Annotated in this window: 16 protein-coding genes; 13 read left to right on the top strand and 3 right to left on the bottom strand. The window is 65.5% G+C overall.

Translation table 11 applies throughout. The features are described from left to right. Positions 1 to 150 precede the first annotated feature (150 nt). From HK353_RS07920 to HK353_RS07880, 9 genes are all read left to right on the top strand, one after another. Positions 151 to 1,431, top strand: a complete 1,281-nt coding sequence (locus HK353_RS07920) for a CaiB/BaiF CoA transferase family protein (protein ID WP_173154917.1) — start codon at positions 151 to 153, stop codon at positions 1,429 to 1,431. A 311-nt stretch (positions 1,432 to 1,742) separates the two neighbouring features. After that, positions 1,743 to 2,690, top strand: coding sequence for a hydroxymethylglutaryl-CoA lyase (locus HK353_RS07915; RefSeq protein ID WP_173154914.1), 948 nt, complete (start codon positions 1,743 to 1,745; stop codon positions 2,688 to 2,690). 13 nt (positions 2,691 to 2,703) lie between these two features. Next, positions 2,704 to 3,918 carry a CaiB/BaiF CoA transferase family protein gene (locus HK353_RS07910; RefSeq protein ID WP_173154912.1) on the top strand — a complete coding sequence of 405 codons (1,215 nt, stop codon included), beginning with the start codon at positions 2,704 to 2,706 and terminating at the stop codon, positions 3,916 to 3,918. 69 nt (positions 3,919 to 3,987) lie between these two features. Beyond that, positions 3,988 to 5,052, top strand: coding sequence for a Bug family tripartite tricarboxylate transporter substrate binding protein (locus HK353_RS07905; protein ID WP_173154909.1), 1,065 nt, complete (start codon positions 3,988 to 3,990; stop codon positions 5,050 to 5,052). Next, on the top strand, positions 5,049 to 5,666 hold the full coding sequence (locus tag HK353_RS07900) for a tripartite tricarboxylate transporter TctB family protein (RefSeq protein ID WP_173154906.1): 618 nt from the start codon (positions 5,049 to 5,051) through the stop codon (positions 5,664 to 5,666). The genes HK353_RS07905 and HK353_RS07900 overlap by 4 nt, the downstream gene beginning before the upstream one ends. A 9-nt stretch (positions 5,667 to 5,675) precedes the next feature. Continuing rightward, entirely contained in the window at positions 5,676 to 7,190 is a 1,515-nt protein-coding gene (locus tag HK353_RS07895; RefSeq protein ID WP_139467820.1) for a tripartite tricarboxylate transporter permease, read from the top strand. A 9-nt stretch (positions 7,191 to 7,199) separates the two neighbouring features. Then, positions 7,200 to 7,898 (top strand): helix-turn-helix domain-containing protein, encoded by a 699-nt coding sequence (locus HK353_RS07890; protein WP_173154903.1) that lies wholly within the window; start codon positions 7,200 to 7,202, stop codon positions 7,896 to 7,898. Between the two features lie 364 nt (positions 7,899 to 8,262). Further along, positions 8,263 to 9,204, top strand: a complete 942-nt coding sequence (locus HK353_RS07885) for a hypothetical protein (protein WP_173154901.1) — start codon at positions 8,263 to 8,265, stop codon at positions 9,202 to 9,204. Positions 9,205 to 9,433: 229 nt separating this feature from the next. Beyond that, positions 9,434 to 9,934, top strand: a complete 501-nt coding sequence (locus tag HK353_RS07880) for an NADPH-dependent FMN reductase (protein WP_173154898.1) — start codon at positions 9,434 to 9,436, stop codon at positions 9,932 to 9,934. Positions 9,935 to 10,117: 183 nt separating this feature from the next. On the opposite strand, the gene HK353_RS07875 is transcribed toward HK353_RS07880, so the two are convergent. The 3 genes from HK353_RS07875 to HK353_RS07865 form a co-directional block, all read right to left on the bottom strand. Beyond that, positions 10,118 to 10,447 (bottom strand): putative quinol monooxygenase, encoded by a 330-nt coding sequence (locus HK353_RS07875; protein ID WP_025777470.1) that lies wholly within the window; start codon positions 10,445 to 10,447, stop codon positions 10,118 to 10,120. Positions 10,448 to 10,534: 87 nt separating this feature from the next. Beyond that, positions 10,535 to 11,320 carry an SDR family oxidoreductase gene (locus tag HK353_RS07870; protein WP_173154895.1) on the bottom strand — a complete coding sequence of 262 codons (786 nt, stop codon included), beginning with the start codon at positions 11,318 to 11,320 and terminating at the stop codon, positions 10,535 to 10,537. A 101-nt stretch (positions 11,321 to 11,421) separates the two neighbouring features. Next, complete coding sequence (locus HK353_RS07865; RefSeq protein ID WP_173154892.1) at positions 11,422 to 12,204, bottom strand: IclR family transcriptional regulator domain-containing protein; 783 nt, start codon at positions 12,202 to 12,204, stop codon at positions 11,422 to 11,424. A gap of 246 nt (positions 12,205 to 12,450) precedes the next feature. On the opposite strand from HK353_RS07865, the gene HK353_RS07860 reads away from it, so the two are divergent. The 4 genes from HK353_RS07860 to HK353_RS07845 all read left to right on the top strand — a co-directional run bounded on the left by HK353_RS07860 (position 12,451) and on the right by HK353_RS07845 (position 16,306). After that, positions 12,451 to 13,026 (top strand): hypothetical protein, encoded by a 576-nt coding sequence (locus HK353_RS07860; protein WP_173154889.1) that lies wholly within the window; start codon positions 12,451 to 12,453, stop codon positions 13,024 to 13,026. After that, on the top strand, positions 13,026 to 14,648 hold the full coding sequence (locus tag HK353_RS07855) for a GMC family oxidoreductase (RefSeq protein WP_173154886.1): 1,623 nt from the start codon (positions 13,026 to 13,028) through the stop codon (positions 14,646 to 14,648). Before HK353_RS07860 ends, HK353_RS07855 begins: the two co-directional genes overlap by 1 nt. Positions 14,649 to 14,775: 127 nt before the next feature. Beyond that, positions 14,776 to 15,336, top strand: coding sequence for a dihydrofolate reductase family protein (locus HK353_RS07850; RefSeq protein ID WP_173154882.1), 561 nt, complete (start codon positions 14,776 to 14,778; stop codon positions 15,334 to 15,336). A gap of 211 nt (positions 15,337 to 15,547) precedes the next feature. Continuing rightward, on the top strand, positions 15,548 to 16,306 hold the full coding sequence (locus tag HK353_RS07845; RefSeq protein ID WP_173154879.1) for an HpcH/HpaI aldolase family protein: 759 nt from the start codon (positions 15,548 to 15,550) through the stop codon (positions 16,304 to 16,306). The last annotated feature ends 32 nt before the right edge of the window (positions 16,307 to 16,338 follow it).

Raw genomic sequence — 16,338 nt, 5'->3', positions numbered from 1 at the left:
TCGGCGGTAAGCTCAGCTTTTCGTACGCAGCCGCAGGGCCTCCTCGGCGAGGTGGACCGTCCGACCGCCCGGACGGCGGATATCCGCGCCGATCGCGCCGACACCTGGCACCATGGGAGAACCGAACCACGCACAACTAGGAGCATCGTCATGAGCACGCACCGACTTCCCCTTTCCGGTGTGCGAGTCCTCGAACTCGGCAACTACATCGCCGCCCCCACCGCCGGGCGGATGCTTGCGGACTTCGGCGCCGAGGTGATCAAGGTCGAACGCCCCGGCACCGGTGATGAGCTGCGCAACTGGCGACTCAAAGCCGGCGACACCTCGATGCTCTACCGCACGATCAACCGCAACAAGAAGTCGGTCGTGCTCGACCTGCGCAGCGACGAGGGGCGCGAAGCCGTGCTCGAGCTCGTCCGCCGCAGCGACATCCTGCTCGAGAACTTCCGCCCCGGCACCCTCGAGAAATGGGGACTCGGGCCCGATGTGCTCGAAGAGGCCAACCCCGATCTCGTGTTCGTGCGCATCTCCGCCTTCGGCCAGACCGGACCGATGTCATCCCGCCCCGGATTCGCCGCCGTGGCCGAAGGATATTCTGGCTTCCGCGAACTCGTCGGCGACCCCGACCGCCCACCGGTGCGCGTGGGCATCTCGATCGGCGATTCGATCGCCGGAATGCAGGCGGCGTTCGGTGCCGTGATGATGCTCTTCGACCGACAGCGACAGAAGATCGCCGGAGCCGCCGAGGCGGTCGTCGGATCCGCGCACAGCTTCGAAGGCAAGGGTCCGCTGTCGGAGCGGACCGTCGACGTCGCGCTCAACGAGGCGATGTTCTCCGTGATGGAATCCCTCGTCCCCGACTACTCCGCGTTCGGCGAGGTCCGCACCCGCACCGGCGGTCGGATGGAGGGCATCGCGCCCTCGAACGGCTACCTGTGCGCGGGAGGGAAATCCGTGGTCATCGCCGGCAACGGGGATGGAATCTTCCCCCGGCTGATGACGGCGATCGACCGTCCCGACCTCGCCGAGGATGCCGACCTGCAGACGAATGCCGGCCGTTGGCAGCGGCGCGACGAACTCGACGAAGCCATCGGGGCGTGGTGCGCGCAGCGTTCTGTCGAGGACGTCGTCGAGACCTTGGAAGAAGTTGGCGTTCCGGCGGGACCCATCTACACGGCCGAAGACCTCGTCGCCGATGAGCAGCTGGCCGCTCGCGGCATGATTCAGAACCTCGACGTCTCCACCGGCGAAGAAGTCCTCGAAGACGTCGCCTTCCCCGGCATCACCCCGGTCATCGGCGGCGAATCGATCGCGATCGACCACCTCGGTCCCGATCTGGGCGAGCACACCGACGAAGTGCTGTCATGGCTGGGACTGGCTCCGGAGCAGAATGCAGCCCCGGAGCCAGACCAGGACGGCGCTGAGGACTGAACGCCGAGACCTCTTCCGACGGGCTGATCTTCGGCCGCGTCACCTACCTCTTCGCGGGACTGAGTGACGTGGTCGACCTGGAGCTCGTCGACCGCAGCGAACTCGAAGGCCACGCGATCCAGACATACCGGCCGAAGAAGCAGGCTTCCCGATAGACGGGACTGAACACAGGCAATTCTCCCCGACCTCTCATATGCCGAACAAAGCTTGTTCCCTGGACTGAGCGCGTTATATAACGAGAGTGGAGTCGCGCATGGTCGCGTGACGACGAATCGTTTCCCGTTCACCGGGAGCCTGCGTGAAGGAGTCCCATGGTCCGGCCCACTTCCGTCGATATCCTCGACACCACTCTGCGCGACGGGCTGCAGATCGAAAAAGCCATCGTGCCCACCGATGTCAAGGTTGCCCTGGCCGAGAAGCTCATCGGCTCGGGACTCAAGCACATCGAAGTCGGCTCCTTCGTCAATCCGAAGAAGGTCCCGCAGATGGCCGACACCGACGAACTGCTGCGCCGTCTGGCACCGCACGAAGCCGACGGGGTCGAGTTCTTCACCCTCGTCTTCAACCTCAAGGGCGCCCAAAGGGCCGTCGACGCCGGGGCGAAGAACATCAAACTCGTGCTCTCGGCCTCCGAAGGACATTCGAAGGCGAACTCCGATGCCTCCATCGCCGAGGCCTCCGACCGCCTCATGGACGCCGCCGTCTTCGCCCGTGACCAGGGACTGCGCTTCGACATCACGACCGCCGTGAGCTTCATCTGCCCCTTCGACGGGATCACCGAGGCTGACCACCTCGTCGAGGTCCTCCGTCCCTTCGTCGACGCCGGAGCCCACGGCGTCGGGGTGGCCGACACCATCGGCAACGCCAACCCCTCGCTGGTCCGCCGCAACACTTCGGCGGTTCTCGACGCCTTCCCGGACAAACCGGTCAACCTCCACCTCCACGACACCTACAACTTCGGCATGGCCAACGTCATCGCCGCCCTCGATCTGGGGATCGCGAACTTCGACGCGGCCATGGGCGGACTCGGCGGCTGCCCCTTCGCCCCGGGCGCCGCCGGCAACATCGGCACCGACGACCTCGTCCACCTCCTCCACCGCGAGGGCGTGGCCACCGGCGTCGACGTCGAGGCGCTCACCGAGGTGCGCGACCCCCTCATCGCCGCCGTCGGACACGACCTGACCTCGAGCCTGTCGGACATCCCCGCGACCCCCGCTGTCTTCGACGACCGGTTCGTGGCCGCCTCGGCGAAGGTCTGAAACGACTTCCCACATGACGACCGAACAGACCCTCCCACCGACCCGCGAACCGCTGCCGCTCGAAGGCATCCGCGTCATCGAGTTCTCCCATATGGTCATGGGCCCCAGCTGCGGGATGATCCTCGCCGACCTCGGCGCCGAGGTCATCAAGGTCGAACCCCGTGGAGCCGGCGACAAGACCCGCTATCTGCCCGGATCCGGATCCGGACTGTTCCCCGCGTTCAACCGCAATAAGCACAGCGTCCAACTCGATATCGCCGAGGCGGCCGACCGTGACCGCGTCCTCGACCTCGTCGATTCCGCCGATGTCCTGCTGGAGAACTTCCGCGTCGGGAAGATGGAATCGATCGGCTTCGGATACGAGGAGCTTTCGGCCCGCAACCCCGGACTCATCTACTGCTCACTCAAGGGATTCCTCTCCGGCCCCTACGGGAACCGCGCCGCCCTCGACGAGGTCGTCCAGATGCTCGGGGGATTGGCGTATATGACCGGCCCTCCCGGTCAGCCGCTGCGCGCCGGTGCCAGCGTCAACGACATCATGGGCGGAATGTTCGGAGTCATCGGCATCCAGTCGGCACTGCGGGTGCGCGAAACCACGGGCCGCGGAAAACTCATCAACTCCGCACTGTTCGAGAACAATGCGTTCCTCGTCGGCACGCACATGGCACAGTCCCAGATCAGTGGCGAGCCACCGCGGCCGATGCCGACCCGACAGGCCACGTGGGCCGTCTACGACATCTTCCGCGATGCCGACGACAACCAGGTCTTCGTTGCCGCCGTCTCCGATGGGCAGTGGCGTGACCTCTGCGACGAATTCGGGCTGACCGGGCTGGCCGCCGACCCGGACATGCTCACCAACCAAGGCCGAGTCGACCAACGCGACCGCATCCACCGTGAGCTCCAACAGGCACTGTCACAGCTGAGCCTGGCCGAGATCGAAGCCAAGTGCACCCGGCGCGGACTCCCCGTTGCTCCGGTCAACACCCCGGCCGACCTCACCGACGACCCGCACCTCGTCGCCTCCGGAGCGCTCGCCCACACCGGGCTGCCGACAGGTGCAAGCGTCGATGTGCCGCTGCTGCCGCTGACCTTCGACGGGAACCGGCTCGGACTGCGCAGCGATGTGCCCGAACCGGGCCGCCACAACGCCCACTACAGGGACGGCCCGGCAGTTCCGACGGGCCCACCGCTCAACGGACCTCAGCCCGACGAGAACCGCCTGGACTGACAACTCGCTCAGCGGCACCACCAAGAACACCACTGAATATCGAGAACCGAACACACAAGGGGACAGCTCATGCGATCAACGACGATCACACGGACACGGACGGCCGCCTCGGCGAAGGAGGGGTCGACGAGCACCCGCAAGCGCGCGGCGAAGATCGGGGCCGTGCTCGCCTCGGTCGCCCTCGTTGCCACCGCCTGCGGAAACAAGGCGCAGCCACCGGGCGAGGGCGGAGACTATCCGAAGGGACCGGTCTCGGTCACCGCTCCGGCCGAACCCGGATCCGGCTGGGACACCACCGCGCGCGCCCTCGTCGAGGCGCTGCAGAAGGAGGACATCGTCTCCACGCCGCTGCCCGTGCAGAACAAGCCCGGCGGCACCGGCTGCTCGTGGCTGACGTCGATGATGCGGCAGGAGAAGGGCAAGGACGATCAGATCGCCATCACCTCCCTGGCCAGCCAGACGATGAAGGCGCGCAACCTCTGCGAATTCGGCCCCGAGGATGCAACCCTCATCGCCACCCTCTACGTCGAGGACTTCATGGTCGTGACCCCGAAGGACGGGGACTTCAAGGACCTCGACGCCCTGGTCAAGGCGCTCAAGGACGACCCGCAGAAGGTCACCGTCGCAGCCGCCGGAGACGACACGCTGCCGTTCGCCCTATTCGCGAAGGAAGCCGGCGTCGACCCCGCCGACATCAACTTCGTCAACTACGACGGCGGCGGAGAGCAGACGACCGCCATGCTCAACGGAGACGCGAAGGTCGCCATCGCCGGTATGAGCGAATTCCGCTCCGTCATCGAAGCCGGTGACATCGAACCGCTCGTCACCTTCGCCCAGGAACCGCTGGCAGCACCTTTCGACAAGGTGCCCACCGCGAAGGACTCCGGCTACGACGTGACCCTGGGCAACTGGCGCGGAGTCTACGGACCCGCCGAGATGCCGCAGGAAGCCGTGGACTTCTGGGCCAAGGCGCTCGAAGACGTGAGCAAGTCCGACGCGTGGCAGGAGACGCTGAAGAACAACCAGTGGGCCACCGAGTTCCACACCGGCGACGACGCACAGGCCTACGTCGACGACGCGGCGAAGACGGTCGCCGAAGGCGTCAAGGAGACCGACCTGGGCAACAGCAAATGACCGCTTTCCGCACCGACCTCATCACCGGCGGCGCCATGGCCGTCATCGGCGCGGTGTACTACATCGCGACGTTCTCCATCCAGGAGACCGCGAACATCGTCACCCCGCGCACCTTCCCCGCCATCGTGGGGATCGGTCTCATCGTGCTCGGCCTCTTCCTCGCCGGCCAGGCCGTCGTCCGGCACCGGAAGGACAGCCTCGCCGAGGCGGGGCCCGGGTCCACGGGGCCCGCTGAGTCGGCCCGGTCGGCACGACCCGCTGAGTCGGCGGGGGATGGGGACGGTGCGGCCGCCTCGGCGGGGGAATCATCCCTTGAAACCGCCGACCGATCCTCAGCTCAGGAAGGGGTCGGCGGGATCGTCCTCGAAGCCCCGCCGGAGCCGCAGGTGCGCAAGGTCGTGTTCCAGTTCGCGCTCTTCTTCGTCTATCTGGCGATCCTCATCCCGGTCGGATTCCTGTTGTCGACGGCGGCGTTCCTGATGGGGCTGACCAGCATCTACGCGCCTGAGAAGTGGATCCGCAACCTCATCTTCTCCGTCCTCTTCGCGGTCGTGGTCTACGCGGCGTTCGTCTACGGACTCGCCGTGTACCTGCCAGTCGGGATCCTGGGTTAGGGGGCGGGCATGGACACTCTCATCGATCTGGGAGGCGGCTTCGCCTCGGCGCTCGAGCCGGTCAGCCTCGCCTTCGCCCTCCTCGGCGTGCTGTTGGGCACCGTCGTCGGAGTGCTGCCGGGAATCGGACCGATCTCCGCGATCGCGATCCTGATCCCGGTCTCCTTCGGGATGGAGCCGGTGCACGGTCTCATCCTGCTGTGCGGAATCTACTACGGGTCGATGTACGGCGGCTCGATCACCGCTACGCTCATCAAAACCCCTGGTGAGGTAGCCAGCGCGGTGACCGCGATCGAGGGCTACGAAATGGCTCGCCGAGGTCGGGGCAAGGCCGCCCTGGCGACCGCGGCGATCGGATCGTTCCTCGCCGGCACCCTGGCGATCATCGGGCTGACGTTCCTCTCACCCGTCCTCGTCAAGCTCGCGAACGTCTTCGGCGCCACCGAATACTTCCTGCTCATGGCCACGGCCCTGCTGCTCGCCTCGACGATGTCGGCGGGCTCGCGAGCCAAGGCGCTCATCTCGATCTTCATCGGTCTGGCCGTCGGCCTCATCGGACTCGACTTCCAGACCGGACTGCCCCGGCAGACCTTCGGCATGGATCTGCTCTCCGACGGGATCGACTTCACGATCTTCGCGATGGCGCTCTTCGCCATCCCCGAGGCGATCCGCAATCTCGCGCTCGGACGTGGGGCGAAGGACGAGATTCAGAGCTTCGGAAACGACAAGTGGATGACGAAGGAAGACTGGCAGCGGTCGGCCGGCCCGTGGGCGCGCGGTTCCGTGGTCGGCTTCATCATCGGCATCCTGCCCGGAGTCGGTCCGTCGCTGGCCTCGTTCATGTCCTACATCATGGAGAAGCGGATCTCGAAGCGTAAGGACGAATTCGGTCACGGCGCCATCGAGGGTGTGGCCGGCCCCGAAGCGGCGAACAATGCCGGTGTCGGTGGTGCGATGATTCCGCTGTTCAGCCTCGGCATCCCGGGTTCGGCGACGACGGCGCTGCTGCTCTTCGTGTTCACGATGTACGGCCTGCAGCCAGGGCCGCTGATCTTCCGGGACGAGACCGGTCTGATCTGGACGATCATCGCCAGCATGTACATCGGCAATATCGCGCTCATCATCCTCAACCTGCCGCTGGTCGGGGTCTTCGTGAAGCTGCTGAAGATGCCCAAGGAGATCCTCTTCTCGTCCATCCTCGTGCTTGTGGTCATCGGCGCCTACGCCATCGAATTCAGTCTGTTCGGGCTGATGATGCTCGGCATCTTCGGAGTCATCGGCTACCTCATGGAGAAGGGCGGCATCCCCTTGGCTCCGGCGATCCTGGCGCTCGTGCTCGTGCCGCTGCTCGAGGACAACTTCCGGCGCATGCTGCAGATCTCCGGTGGATCGTTCGCGCCGCTGGTCACCAGGCCGGTGTCGCTGTCGATCATCATCCTCATGGTGGCAGGCATCATCGGACCCATCATCTTCCGGTGGTGGGTGTCCCGGCGGAAACTGCTCGCCGATGTGACGGTGTCGTGAGGAGTGGGAATGAAGAGTTCTGAACAGGTGCCGGCGGAGATCGGAGTCATCGACCGCAGTGCGGCCATCCTCGAAGTCCTCCAGGACTCGCCGATGACGGCTGCGGAGGTGTGCCGCCGACTCGGCTATTCGAAGTCGACGACGTATCGGCTGCTGACCGACCTGCGGGCGCACAAGTTCATCGTCCGTGACTCCTCGGGGCTGCTGCGATTAGGGCCCTTCCCGGGCAGGCGCAATATCGCCACGACGAACTCGGTGCTCGACCATCTGCGGACGATGACCGGGGAATCCGTGCAGCTGTGGGTCCGCGTCGGTGAGGATCGCGTGTGCGTGCGCAACGTCGAAGCCGATCATGAGCTGCGCGTCTCGCGCGGAGTCGGTGCGGTGCTCCCGCTCGTCGACGGCGGCTCGGCTGCCCTGGCGCTGTGCGGGCCGGGAAATCCGGCGGAATTCTACGCGACCAAGCAGGCACGGGTGGCCGGGACCGCCTCGGCGAGTGTGGCCTTCACCGTCGGTGCGATCGTGTTCGCCCTCTGTGTGTCCTACCCGCTGACGCGGGAACCGGACAACGTCGCCGGCGCCTATCGCAGCCTGCTCAGCCGGGCCGCCCTCGAGCTGCGGGCGCTGCTCGACGGCAGCGAGGAACTCGATGTGCTGCGCGATATCGCCCGGTTGGCGCTGGGCGCGCGGAAGCAGGCGGGGGAGTAGGGAGGACCATTCCGCCGGTGGCACAGTCGGGGAGTAAACGCGGCGAGCTGCCGGAGAGTGCGAGTGCCCACTCATGCGCCGATACCTGTGGGGAGAGCAAGCATCTCCGGTGTGGGCCTGGGCATCGGCGGGAGAAGAATGTCGGTTTCGGCTCGAGATCTCTACATTCTTCTCCCGGGAAATCCCGGAGGGTCTGCCTGACGGCCCGGTTCTGGAGGGAAGGCCAGGTGGCGTCACTCGTGCGTCGAAGAGCTGTGCACGGATCCGGACTCGCGTGTCGGCGTCCTGTGGAGACGTCAGCGGCGTCCACAGGGTGGAGGCCGGTGCCTTGCGGCCGGGAACGTATCCGACTCTCCTACTGGTCATGGACCTCCTCATCGAGCATCGCAGCTACCCGTCACTCTTCAGAACCAGTGAGGCCGAGGAACGGGGAATCAGCCGGCATCATCTGCGATATGACCCGCGTTTCAGCGCCGTCTTGGCGGGCATCCACCGGGATGAGGTGAGATGTGTCGAGCACCCGACTCCGAGCTGGGCCGACGAGAAGTGGATGGAGGAGAGCCTTCGGCTCAGGGCGATGACCGTGGTCGTTCCCAGGATCGTCGCAGGGGGTGCCACGGCCGCGCGACTGTTCGGTTTGCCACTGCCGCACAGACTCATCGATGAGCACCTGCACCTGGTCACTTTCGACCCGGACAGGAAGGTGGCGCGGAAGGGGACGACCGTACGCCGACACGCGCGTGAGGAAGCCGGGTACTGGCTTGAACTGCCGATGCATTCGCCTGTCGGGGTCTTCCTCGATCTCAGCGCCGAGCTGACCCGCGACGAGCTCGTTGCCCTCGGTGATGCGATCGTCGGCGGATGGCACGGTCCGCCGCTGTGCAGCCTCGAGTTCCTGAGGACGAAGAGCACACAGCGGAATTACCTGAGGCAGCGAGCGCAGGTCGACTCAGCACTGTCATTGATCAGGGAAGACGTTGACTCGCCGCAGGAGACGAACCTTCGACTGTGGGCACTGAGTCGTGGACTGCCGGAACCTGTGGTCCATCCACAGGTCTACTGTCGTCTGCTCAACCGCACGGTCGAGCCGGATTTGGGCTATCCCCACGTGAAGTTGGCGCTCGAATACGAAGGTGAACACCACCTGCTGTCCAAATCACAATGGGCAAGCGACATCGCCAGGGACGAGGCACTGCGGCACGAGGGCTGGGAGGTGCTGAGGGTGACGAGCCAGATGAGCAGGGCGGAGCTTGAGCGGAAGATTCGGTATCACCTGGAGCAGAAAGCTGGCGGTGGCGGCAGGTAGCAGGTGGTTCTACGGAGCCGAAGGGGTCCGATTCTGCGGGAGCAGAATGTAGATTTTCGAGCCGTGAAACGACAATCTGTTCCCGCTGATTCGGGGAACCATGTGTGCGACCCCGAGCGTCGCTGCGATGACGACAGATGAACGGCAACGCTTTCGCAGCGGCTGACCGCTTCTAGTGTGGGTATCTGGGCGCAATGACCCGGTGAACACTCGAGGAGAGGACCCCCTTATGACCACACGCATCGCCATCGTCGTCGGCAACCCGAGCCCAAATTCGCGAACCCGCCAAGTTGCCGAAGACCTCGCCGCCAAGATCGCCGAGGTGACCGGATCCGAGATCGACGAAACCATCGAACTCGCCGAGGTAACCGACCAGATCTTCGAGTGGAAGTCCGACCGCCTCAACACACTCACCGAGCGTCTGCCCACCGCCGACTACGCCGTCATCGCCACGCCGACCTATAAGGCCAGCTACACCGGACTGCTCAAAGCCTTCCTCGACCGGTACGACGCTGGCGGTCTGCATGGGCTGACCGCGATCCCCGTCTTCACGATCGGGTCCCCGGCGCACACGCTCGCGGTGGAGACGACCCTGCGTCCGCTGCTCGTCGAACTCGGCGCCAGTGTGCCGACGAAGGGTCTGGCGTTCCCGACCGCAGAATTCGATGACCGCGCAAACGTGCTCGACGAATGGGTCGACAGCCAGAAGGCCTACCTGCCGCAGAGGTGAGCCTTCAGTTTGGTGAACCTCCAGCGGCTTAGTGCAGGGGCCGAGCTATTGCAGGTTCACCAAGCTGGTGGGCAGGGCGGTGCCCGGAACCTGGCGCGGGTCCGCTGAACGCATCAGCGGACCCGCGCGGCTGTCTCGGCGGATGAGGTCGTCCCGATCGGGGACGGCCGCCTCGGTGGGGGATCAGTCGACCTGCAGCTCGCCCATCGCATCCCAATCGTCGCCGTCGATCTGACGGGAGATGATCTTCGGGGTCGCTGTCAGTGCGGAGTGCATCGGCCCGCCCGTGGCGGTCGCGGCCTGGAAGTGGTCGGACTTCACGTGCGCTTCCGCGGCATCGTCGTCGAAGGCTTCGACGAGGACGTACTCGTTCGGGTCATCGAGGCTGCGCGACCACTCGAACCATTTGTTGCCCGGTTCGGCACGGGTCGCCTCGGTGAACTCGCGGGTCAGCTCGGGCCACTGGTCGGCCAGTTCGGGCTTGACGGGGAACTTTACGACGATGAAGATCATGTCTTCTTCCTTCTCTCTGTGGTTGTTCTCTCGGGTGGAGATGTGGGTGTGGCGGTGTCGGTGTCTGCACCCCTCACTGGGACGACTTTACGAGAACTGCATCCCGCCGTCGACGAGCATGGTCTGCCCGGTGATGTAATCGGAATCCTCGCTGGCGAGGAACGACACGAGACTGGCGACGTCCTCGGGCACGGACACCCGGCCCATGAGGATGTCACCAGCATATTTCTTGATCGCCTCACCCTTGGCCAGGCCCTCCTCGGCGGCGAGCTTCTCATCGATGAGATCCCACATCGCGGTGCCGACGATGCCGGGACCGTAGGCGTTGACAGTGATGCCGTGCTTGGCCCACTCCATCGCAGCTCCCTGGGTCAGTCCGCGCACCGCCCATTTCGTCGCCGAATACGGTGACAGCAGCGCGAAGGGACGGAACGCGACGATCGAGGCGGCGCCGATGATCTTGCCGCCGTTGCCCTGCTCGATCATCTGCCTCGCCGCAGCCTGATACGACAGGAAGACGCCCGTGAGATTGACGTCGACGATCTTCTCGAAGTCGGCCTTCGAATAGTCGATGAGGGGTTCGACCTGCGCGATTCCGGCGTTCGCGACGAAGACGTCGAGTTTCCCTCCCGCATCGACGGCAACCTCGACGAGGCGGCTCAGCGAATCCTCGTCCGTGACGTCCACCTCGGCGCCGGTGGCCTTCCCACCTGCCGTTTCGATCGTTGTGACGGTCTCCGCCACCCCGTCCTGCATGCTCGGCAGATCGGCGACGATGACGTGATGGCCATCGGCTCCGAGCCTCTGCGCGATGCCCTGACCGATTCCCCGTGCGGACCCCGTCACGACTGCGACGCTGTTGCTCGTGCCCATTTCTCCTCCTTGAGTTCTCAACTGTGAGCGAGCACGATCATTCTCAGCAGAGTCGGCAGCCGGAGGACACGGTTCTTCTCATCTGGCGATAAAGCTGGGGGTCAGGCGTGTTCGGCGACGGGGACGGTGACCGACCCGCCGCGCAGGTAGCTCGACGCCAGGCCCGCATGTTCACGCAGGGTCGATTCGACCTCCTTCGCCCGCCCCACCATCTTCGATGAAGGCGTGCTGATCGCCATCGCTCCGACCTGCATTCCCGTGCCATTGCGCACCGGCACGGCCGCGCAGGTCTGACGGGGCAGGAACTCCTCGTGCTCCCAGGCGATTCCGCGGGTGGCCACCTCGGCAAGGTGGGGGTCGAGGGCCTCCCGACTGATCATCGTCTGCGGGGTGAGCACCTGCATTCCGCGCGCCTCGAGGTAGTCGGTGCGCTGCGGTTCGGGCATTCCGGCCAGGAGGATCTTGCCGAAAGCGGTGGCGTGCGCCGCCTCGTGGAAACCGAAGCGCAGAGGCCGCAGACGGGGGTGCTTCTCGCAGTCGGAGCAGTAGGTGAGGATGATGTCCGAGCCGCGGTAGATCGCGAAATAGGCAGCAGTGCCCAGTGACCGGTGGAGCTGATCGGTGATCTGCCGAATCGGATGCGGAGCGACGAGGCGCTGCTGGAACGACAGCCCGAGTTCGAAGCATTTCGGGCCGAGCTCGAAGCGCTTGGTGTCCTTGAGGTAGACGAGATACCCGGAATCGGCGAGCTCGTTGAGGAGTCGGTAGACGGTGGGCAGCGGGATCTCGAGGCGGGTGGCCACGGTCTTCGCGGCCGCACAGCCCGAAGCGGCGACGGCCTCCAGGACGGAGAAGGTTCGTTGGATCACGGCACTGTTCGACACGCGGTCTCCTGACTGTGCGATCGCCTCGGCGGTGGGCATCCGGCCCCGGCCGCCGGACCGGGTCCGTCCCCGCCGGGACGGGAACGGTCGTGGGTGCGGAACGGTGGAGCCGCCTCGGCGATCGACTTTTTCATGTGGTGAGAATGAGGATAGTCCACGGTGCTGCGGATCACATAGGTTGCTAGTGTCAGGTCAGTGGCGGGCGTGCGTCGATGCCGCCGGCCGAGTGGAGCAAAGGAGCATCCGATGGTATTCCCTGCAAAATACCCATCGCTGAATGCGATGGAGATGACGGACGAGGCGAAGCAGACCCTCATCCGAGTGCTGCGCGTGGCATTCCCGCACGCAGACTTCCCCGATGGGCCGTATATGCGCACCGCGGAGAAGATCCTCATCGCCGCCGACGAGGAGACCTGGTTCCGCGTGGCTCTCATCCAAGGGCTGCTGTCGTTGGATCAGCTCTCCGACGGGAACTTCTGCGGACTCGATGACGACTCCGCGCTCAAGGTGCTGCGCCGGGTCGAATCCACCGAGTTCTTCGGCTTCGTCCGCCGCACCGCAGTGCTCAACCTCTATGACGATACGGAAGTGTGGGAGACGCTCGGCTACGAAGGACCTTCGTTCGACAAGGGCGGCTACATCAACCGCGGGTTCGACGATCTCGACTGGCTGCCAGAACCGCGGATCATCTACCCCGAGGACGAGCCGATTCCCGAGCTCGGTGACGGGGCTATGCGTGTCGGCAGCGGCAGCGCCGCCGGTGACGATTCGACCAATCAGCCCGCGCCGCAGAGCGTCGAGATGGGAGAGGTGAAGAAGTGATGACCGCTGAGAACACAGGACGCGGTGCCGGTGCCGAGGCCGGACGCAGTGTGACCGGATACAGCGTCGACCCGGACGAGGAGGCCGTCGTCATCGTCGGATCCGGCGCCGGCGGCGGAACGCTGGCCTACGAACTCACCGCGAAGGGCATCCCCGTCGTCGTCCTCGAAGCCGGGCCGTACCTGCGCAACGAAGACTACGTCAACAACGAATGGGAAGCCTTCAACCAGATGGCCTGGCTCGATCCGCGGACCACGACGGGATCGTGGCGGATCGCCCGCGACTTCCCGAACCTGCCGGCCTGGATCGTCAAGGCCGTGGGCGGAACGACGACCCACTGGTCGGGGGCGACGCCGCGGTTCAAGGCTCATGAGTTCAAAGCCCGCAGCGTCTACGGTCGCGTCGACGGCGCCAACCTGCTCGATTGGCCGATCACGCTCGAGGAGCTGGCCCCGTACTATGACCGGGCCGAGAAGGCGATGGGCTCGACCCATGTCCACGGCCGGAAGCCGCTGCCGGCGAACAACAACTACAAGGTCTTCGCGGGAGGGGCGAAGGAAGTTGGCTACAAGTTCTACGCCACCGGCCCGTATGCCACGAACGCCGAAGAATACGACGGCCGTCCCGCCTCCATCCAGGACGGCTTCAACTTCCAGGGCGATAAGAACAGATCCAAATGGTCGACCCTGGTCAGAGAGCTGCCGCGGGCGGCGGACACCGGGCTGCTCGATCTGCGACCCGAGTCCCAGGCCGTGCAGATCACCCACGATGCCAATGGTCGGGCCGATGCCGTGCTCTACCTGGACAAGGACGGCAACCTCCACCGCCAGGCCGCGAAGATCGTGTGCGTGGCCGGCAACTCGATCGAGACGCCGAGGCTGCTCCTCCTCTCCGGCACACCGTCCTTCCCCGATGGGTTGGCGAACTCGTCCGGACACGTGGGCCGGAACTATATGCGTCACCTGACCGGCACCGTGTGGGGCCACTTCGAGAAGCCGGTGCGGATGTATCGCGGGGAGACGATGGCCGGAGTCATCGCCGACGAGTCGATCCACGATCCCGACCGTGGATTCTCCGGCGGCTACTACATGGAGACGATCTCGCTGGGCCCGGCATTCATGGCCTCCTTCGTCGAGCCCGGCGGCTGGGGACCGGACTTCGCGGCGCTGCTCGACCGGTATCTCAACACGGCGGGAATGTGGATCGTCGGTGAGGACATGCCGCAGGAGAGTAACCGGGTGACGCTGAATACGACGGTCAAGGATACGAACGGTCTGCCCGTGCCGAACGTCCACTACGACGATCACGCCAATGACCTGGCGATGCGCGAACATGCCTACGCCGCAGGTCAGAGAGTCTACGAGGCGGTCGGTGCGCGGACCTCCCACCACACTCCGCCCTATCCGTCGACGCACAACCTCGGCACCGCACGGATGAGCGAACGTCCCGAAGACGGCGTCGTCGACAAATGGGGCCGCACCCATGACGTGAAGAACCTCTTCATCTCCGACGGATCGGTCTTCACTACCGGCGCCGCGGCGAATCCGACCCTGACAATCGTGGCGCTCGCGATCCGGCAGGCCGAATACATCGCCGAGGCGCTGCGGACCCAGGAGGTATAGGGGCGGCAGGATGCCGTCGCATTGATCGGCGGCGGTTCTGTCAGCGGACGGAACCGACGCCGAACTGCTGCAAGAGAGCATCGGACCAATAGGATGAAAAGGAGACCGACTCAGGAGGAGACTGCTCGTGTCACGCACCGTCTACTACACCGCGACCACGCTCGACGGGTTCATCGCTGACCCGAATGACTCGCTCGAATGGCTGCTGCGCCAGACCGAAGAACCGCCGGACGACGGGTTCATCGACGGAGTCGGCGCGATCGTCATGGGCGCGACGACGTACGAATGGGTGCTGCGCAATCTCGACGGACCGTGGCCCTATGAGGTTCCCGCGTGGGTGATGACGCACCGCAAACTCTCCCTGCCCGAAGCAGGAAAGGACGGGAAGACTCCCGACATCCGATTCGCGAAGGGCTCGGTCTCCGACCATTACTTCGAAATGTGCACCGCCACAGGCGACCATGACCTGTGGGTGATAGGAGGCGGCGACCTCGCCGGTCAGTTCGCTGACGAGGGACTCCTCGACGAAATCATCACGTGGACCGCGCCGGTGGTCCTCGGCAAGGGGCGGCCGCTGCTGCCGCGTCGCCTCGACCTCGAACTCCTCGAAGTCGGGTCCAGCGCCCCCTTCGTCATCGCCCGACACCGAGTCGTCGGGCCCCTCCTCGAGGACAGCCCTGCAGAGTGACGCTTCTCGAGGACGGCTGAGGACTCGCCCGCATCGTCCATTCGCCGAGGCGGGACGACGTTTCGTGCGAGAGGATCGCTTGCACGGATGTCCACGGCCGCCTCGGCGAAGTGATCGATGATTCGTATGCAGGGATGGGCCGCCTCGGCGAGGTTCATCCGGATATCGGGCGCCCCTGGTGGGCGGTGGGATTCCGTGATTCTATGCAGTCATGACTGCTGCGATTGAGAACCATCGGGCCCGTCTGCGCGCGGGGGAGATCTACAACGGACTGTGGATGATGTCGACGAGTCCGGAGCTGGCGAAGGCCGGGTCGGCGGCCGGATTCGACTATGTCTGCCTCGACCTGCAGCACGGGCTGGTGCGGCCCACCGATGTGCTGCGGCTGACCGATGCCGTGCGCGCCAGCGGGGACGCGCTCGTGACCGCGCGGGTCGCGGCGAACCGATTCACGGAGATCGGTGCGCTGGCCGACGCCGGAGTCGAGGCGATCATCGTCCCGCTCGTGTCCTCGGTCGAGGAGGCACGGGCCGCGGTGGCCGCGCTCGACTATCCCTCGCGGGGCGGGGACCGTTCATGGGGACCGACAGCCGAGATCATGCACGGCGCAGTGCAGGACACTCGGGATGAGCGGCCGCTCCTGTTCGTCATGGTCGAGAACGAGGAGGGCCTGGCCGCGGTCGAGGACATCTGCGCCGTGCCGGGAATCGACGGGGTGTACGTCGGCCCGTCGGATCTCGCGTTCGCCGTCGGTGCGCTGCCCGGCCAGCACAACGAGGCCCACGCCGAGGCGCTCGTACGGATCCGCACAGCTGCCGTCACAGCCGGGGTGGTCCCGGGAATCCACTGCGGCGACGGCGAGGAGGCTCGGTTGCGTCGGGAACAGGGCTTCCGCTTCATCACCTCATGCGGCGACCTGGGCGCGGCAGGCCGAGCCTTCCGAGAGGACTTGTCCACCGCCCGCTCCTAATTACTACCCGACGGCGGCCCAGCAACCTCGCG

It is taken from the genome of Brevibacterium permense (assembly GCF_013280495.1).
Classification (GTDB): domain Bacteria; phylum Actinomycetota; class Actinomycetes; order Actinomycetales; family Brevibacteriaceae; genus Brevibacterium; species Brevibacterium permense.
The sequence above is the reverse complement of the archived record's forward strand: the minus strand, read 5'-3'. Positions and strand labels throughout refer to the sequence as shown.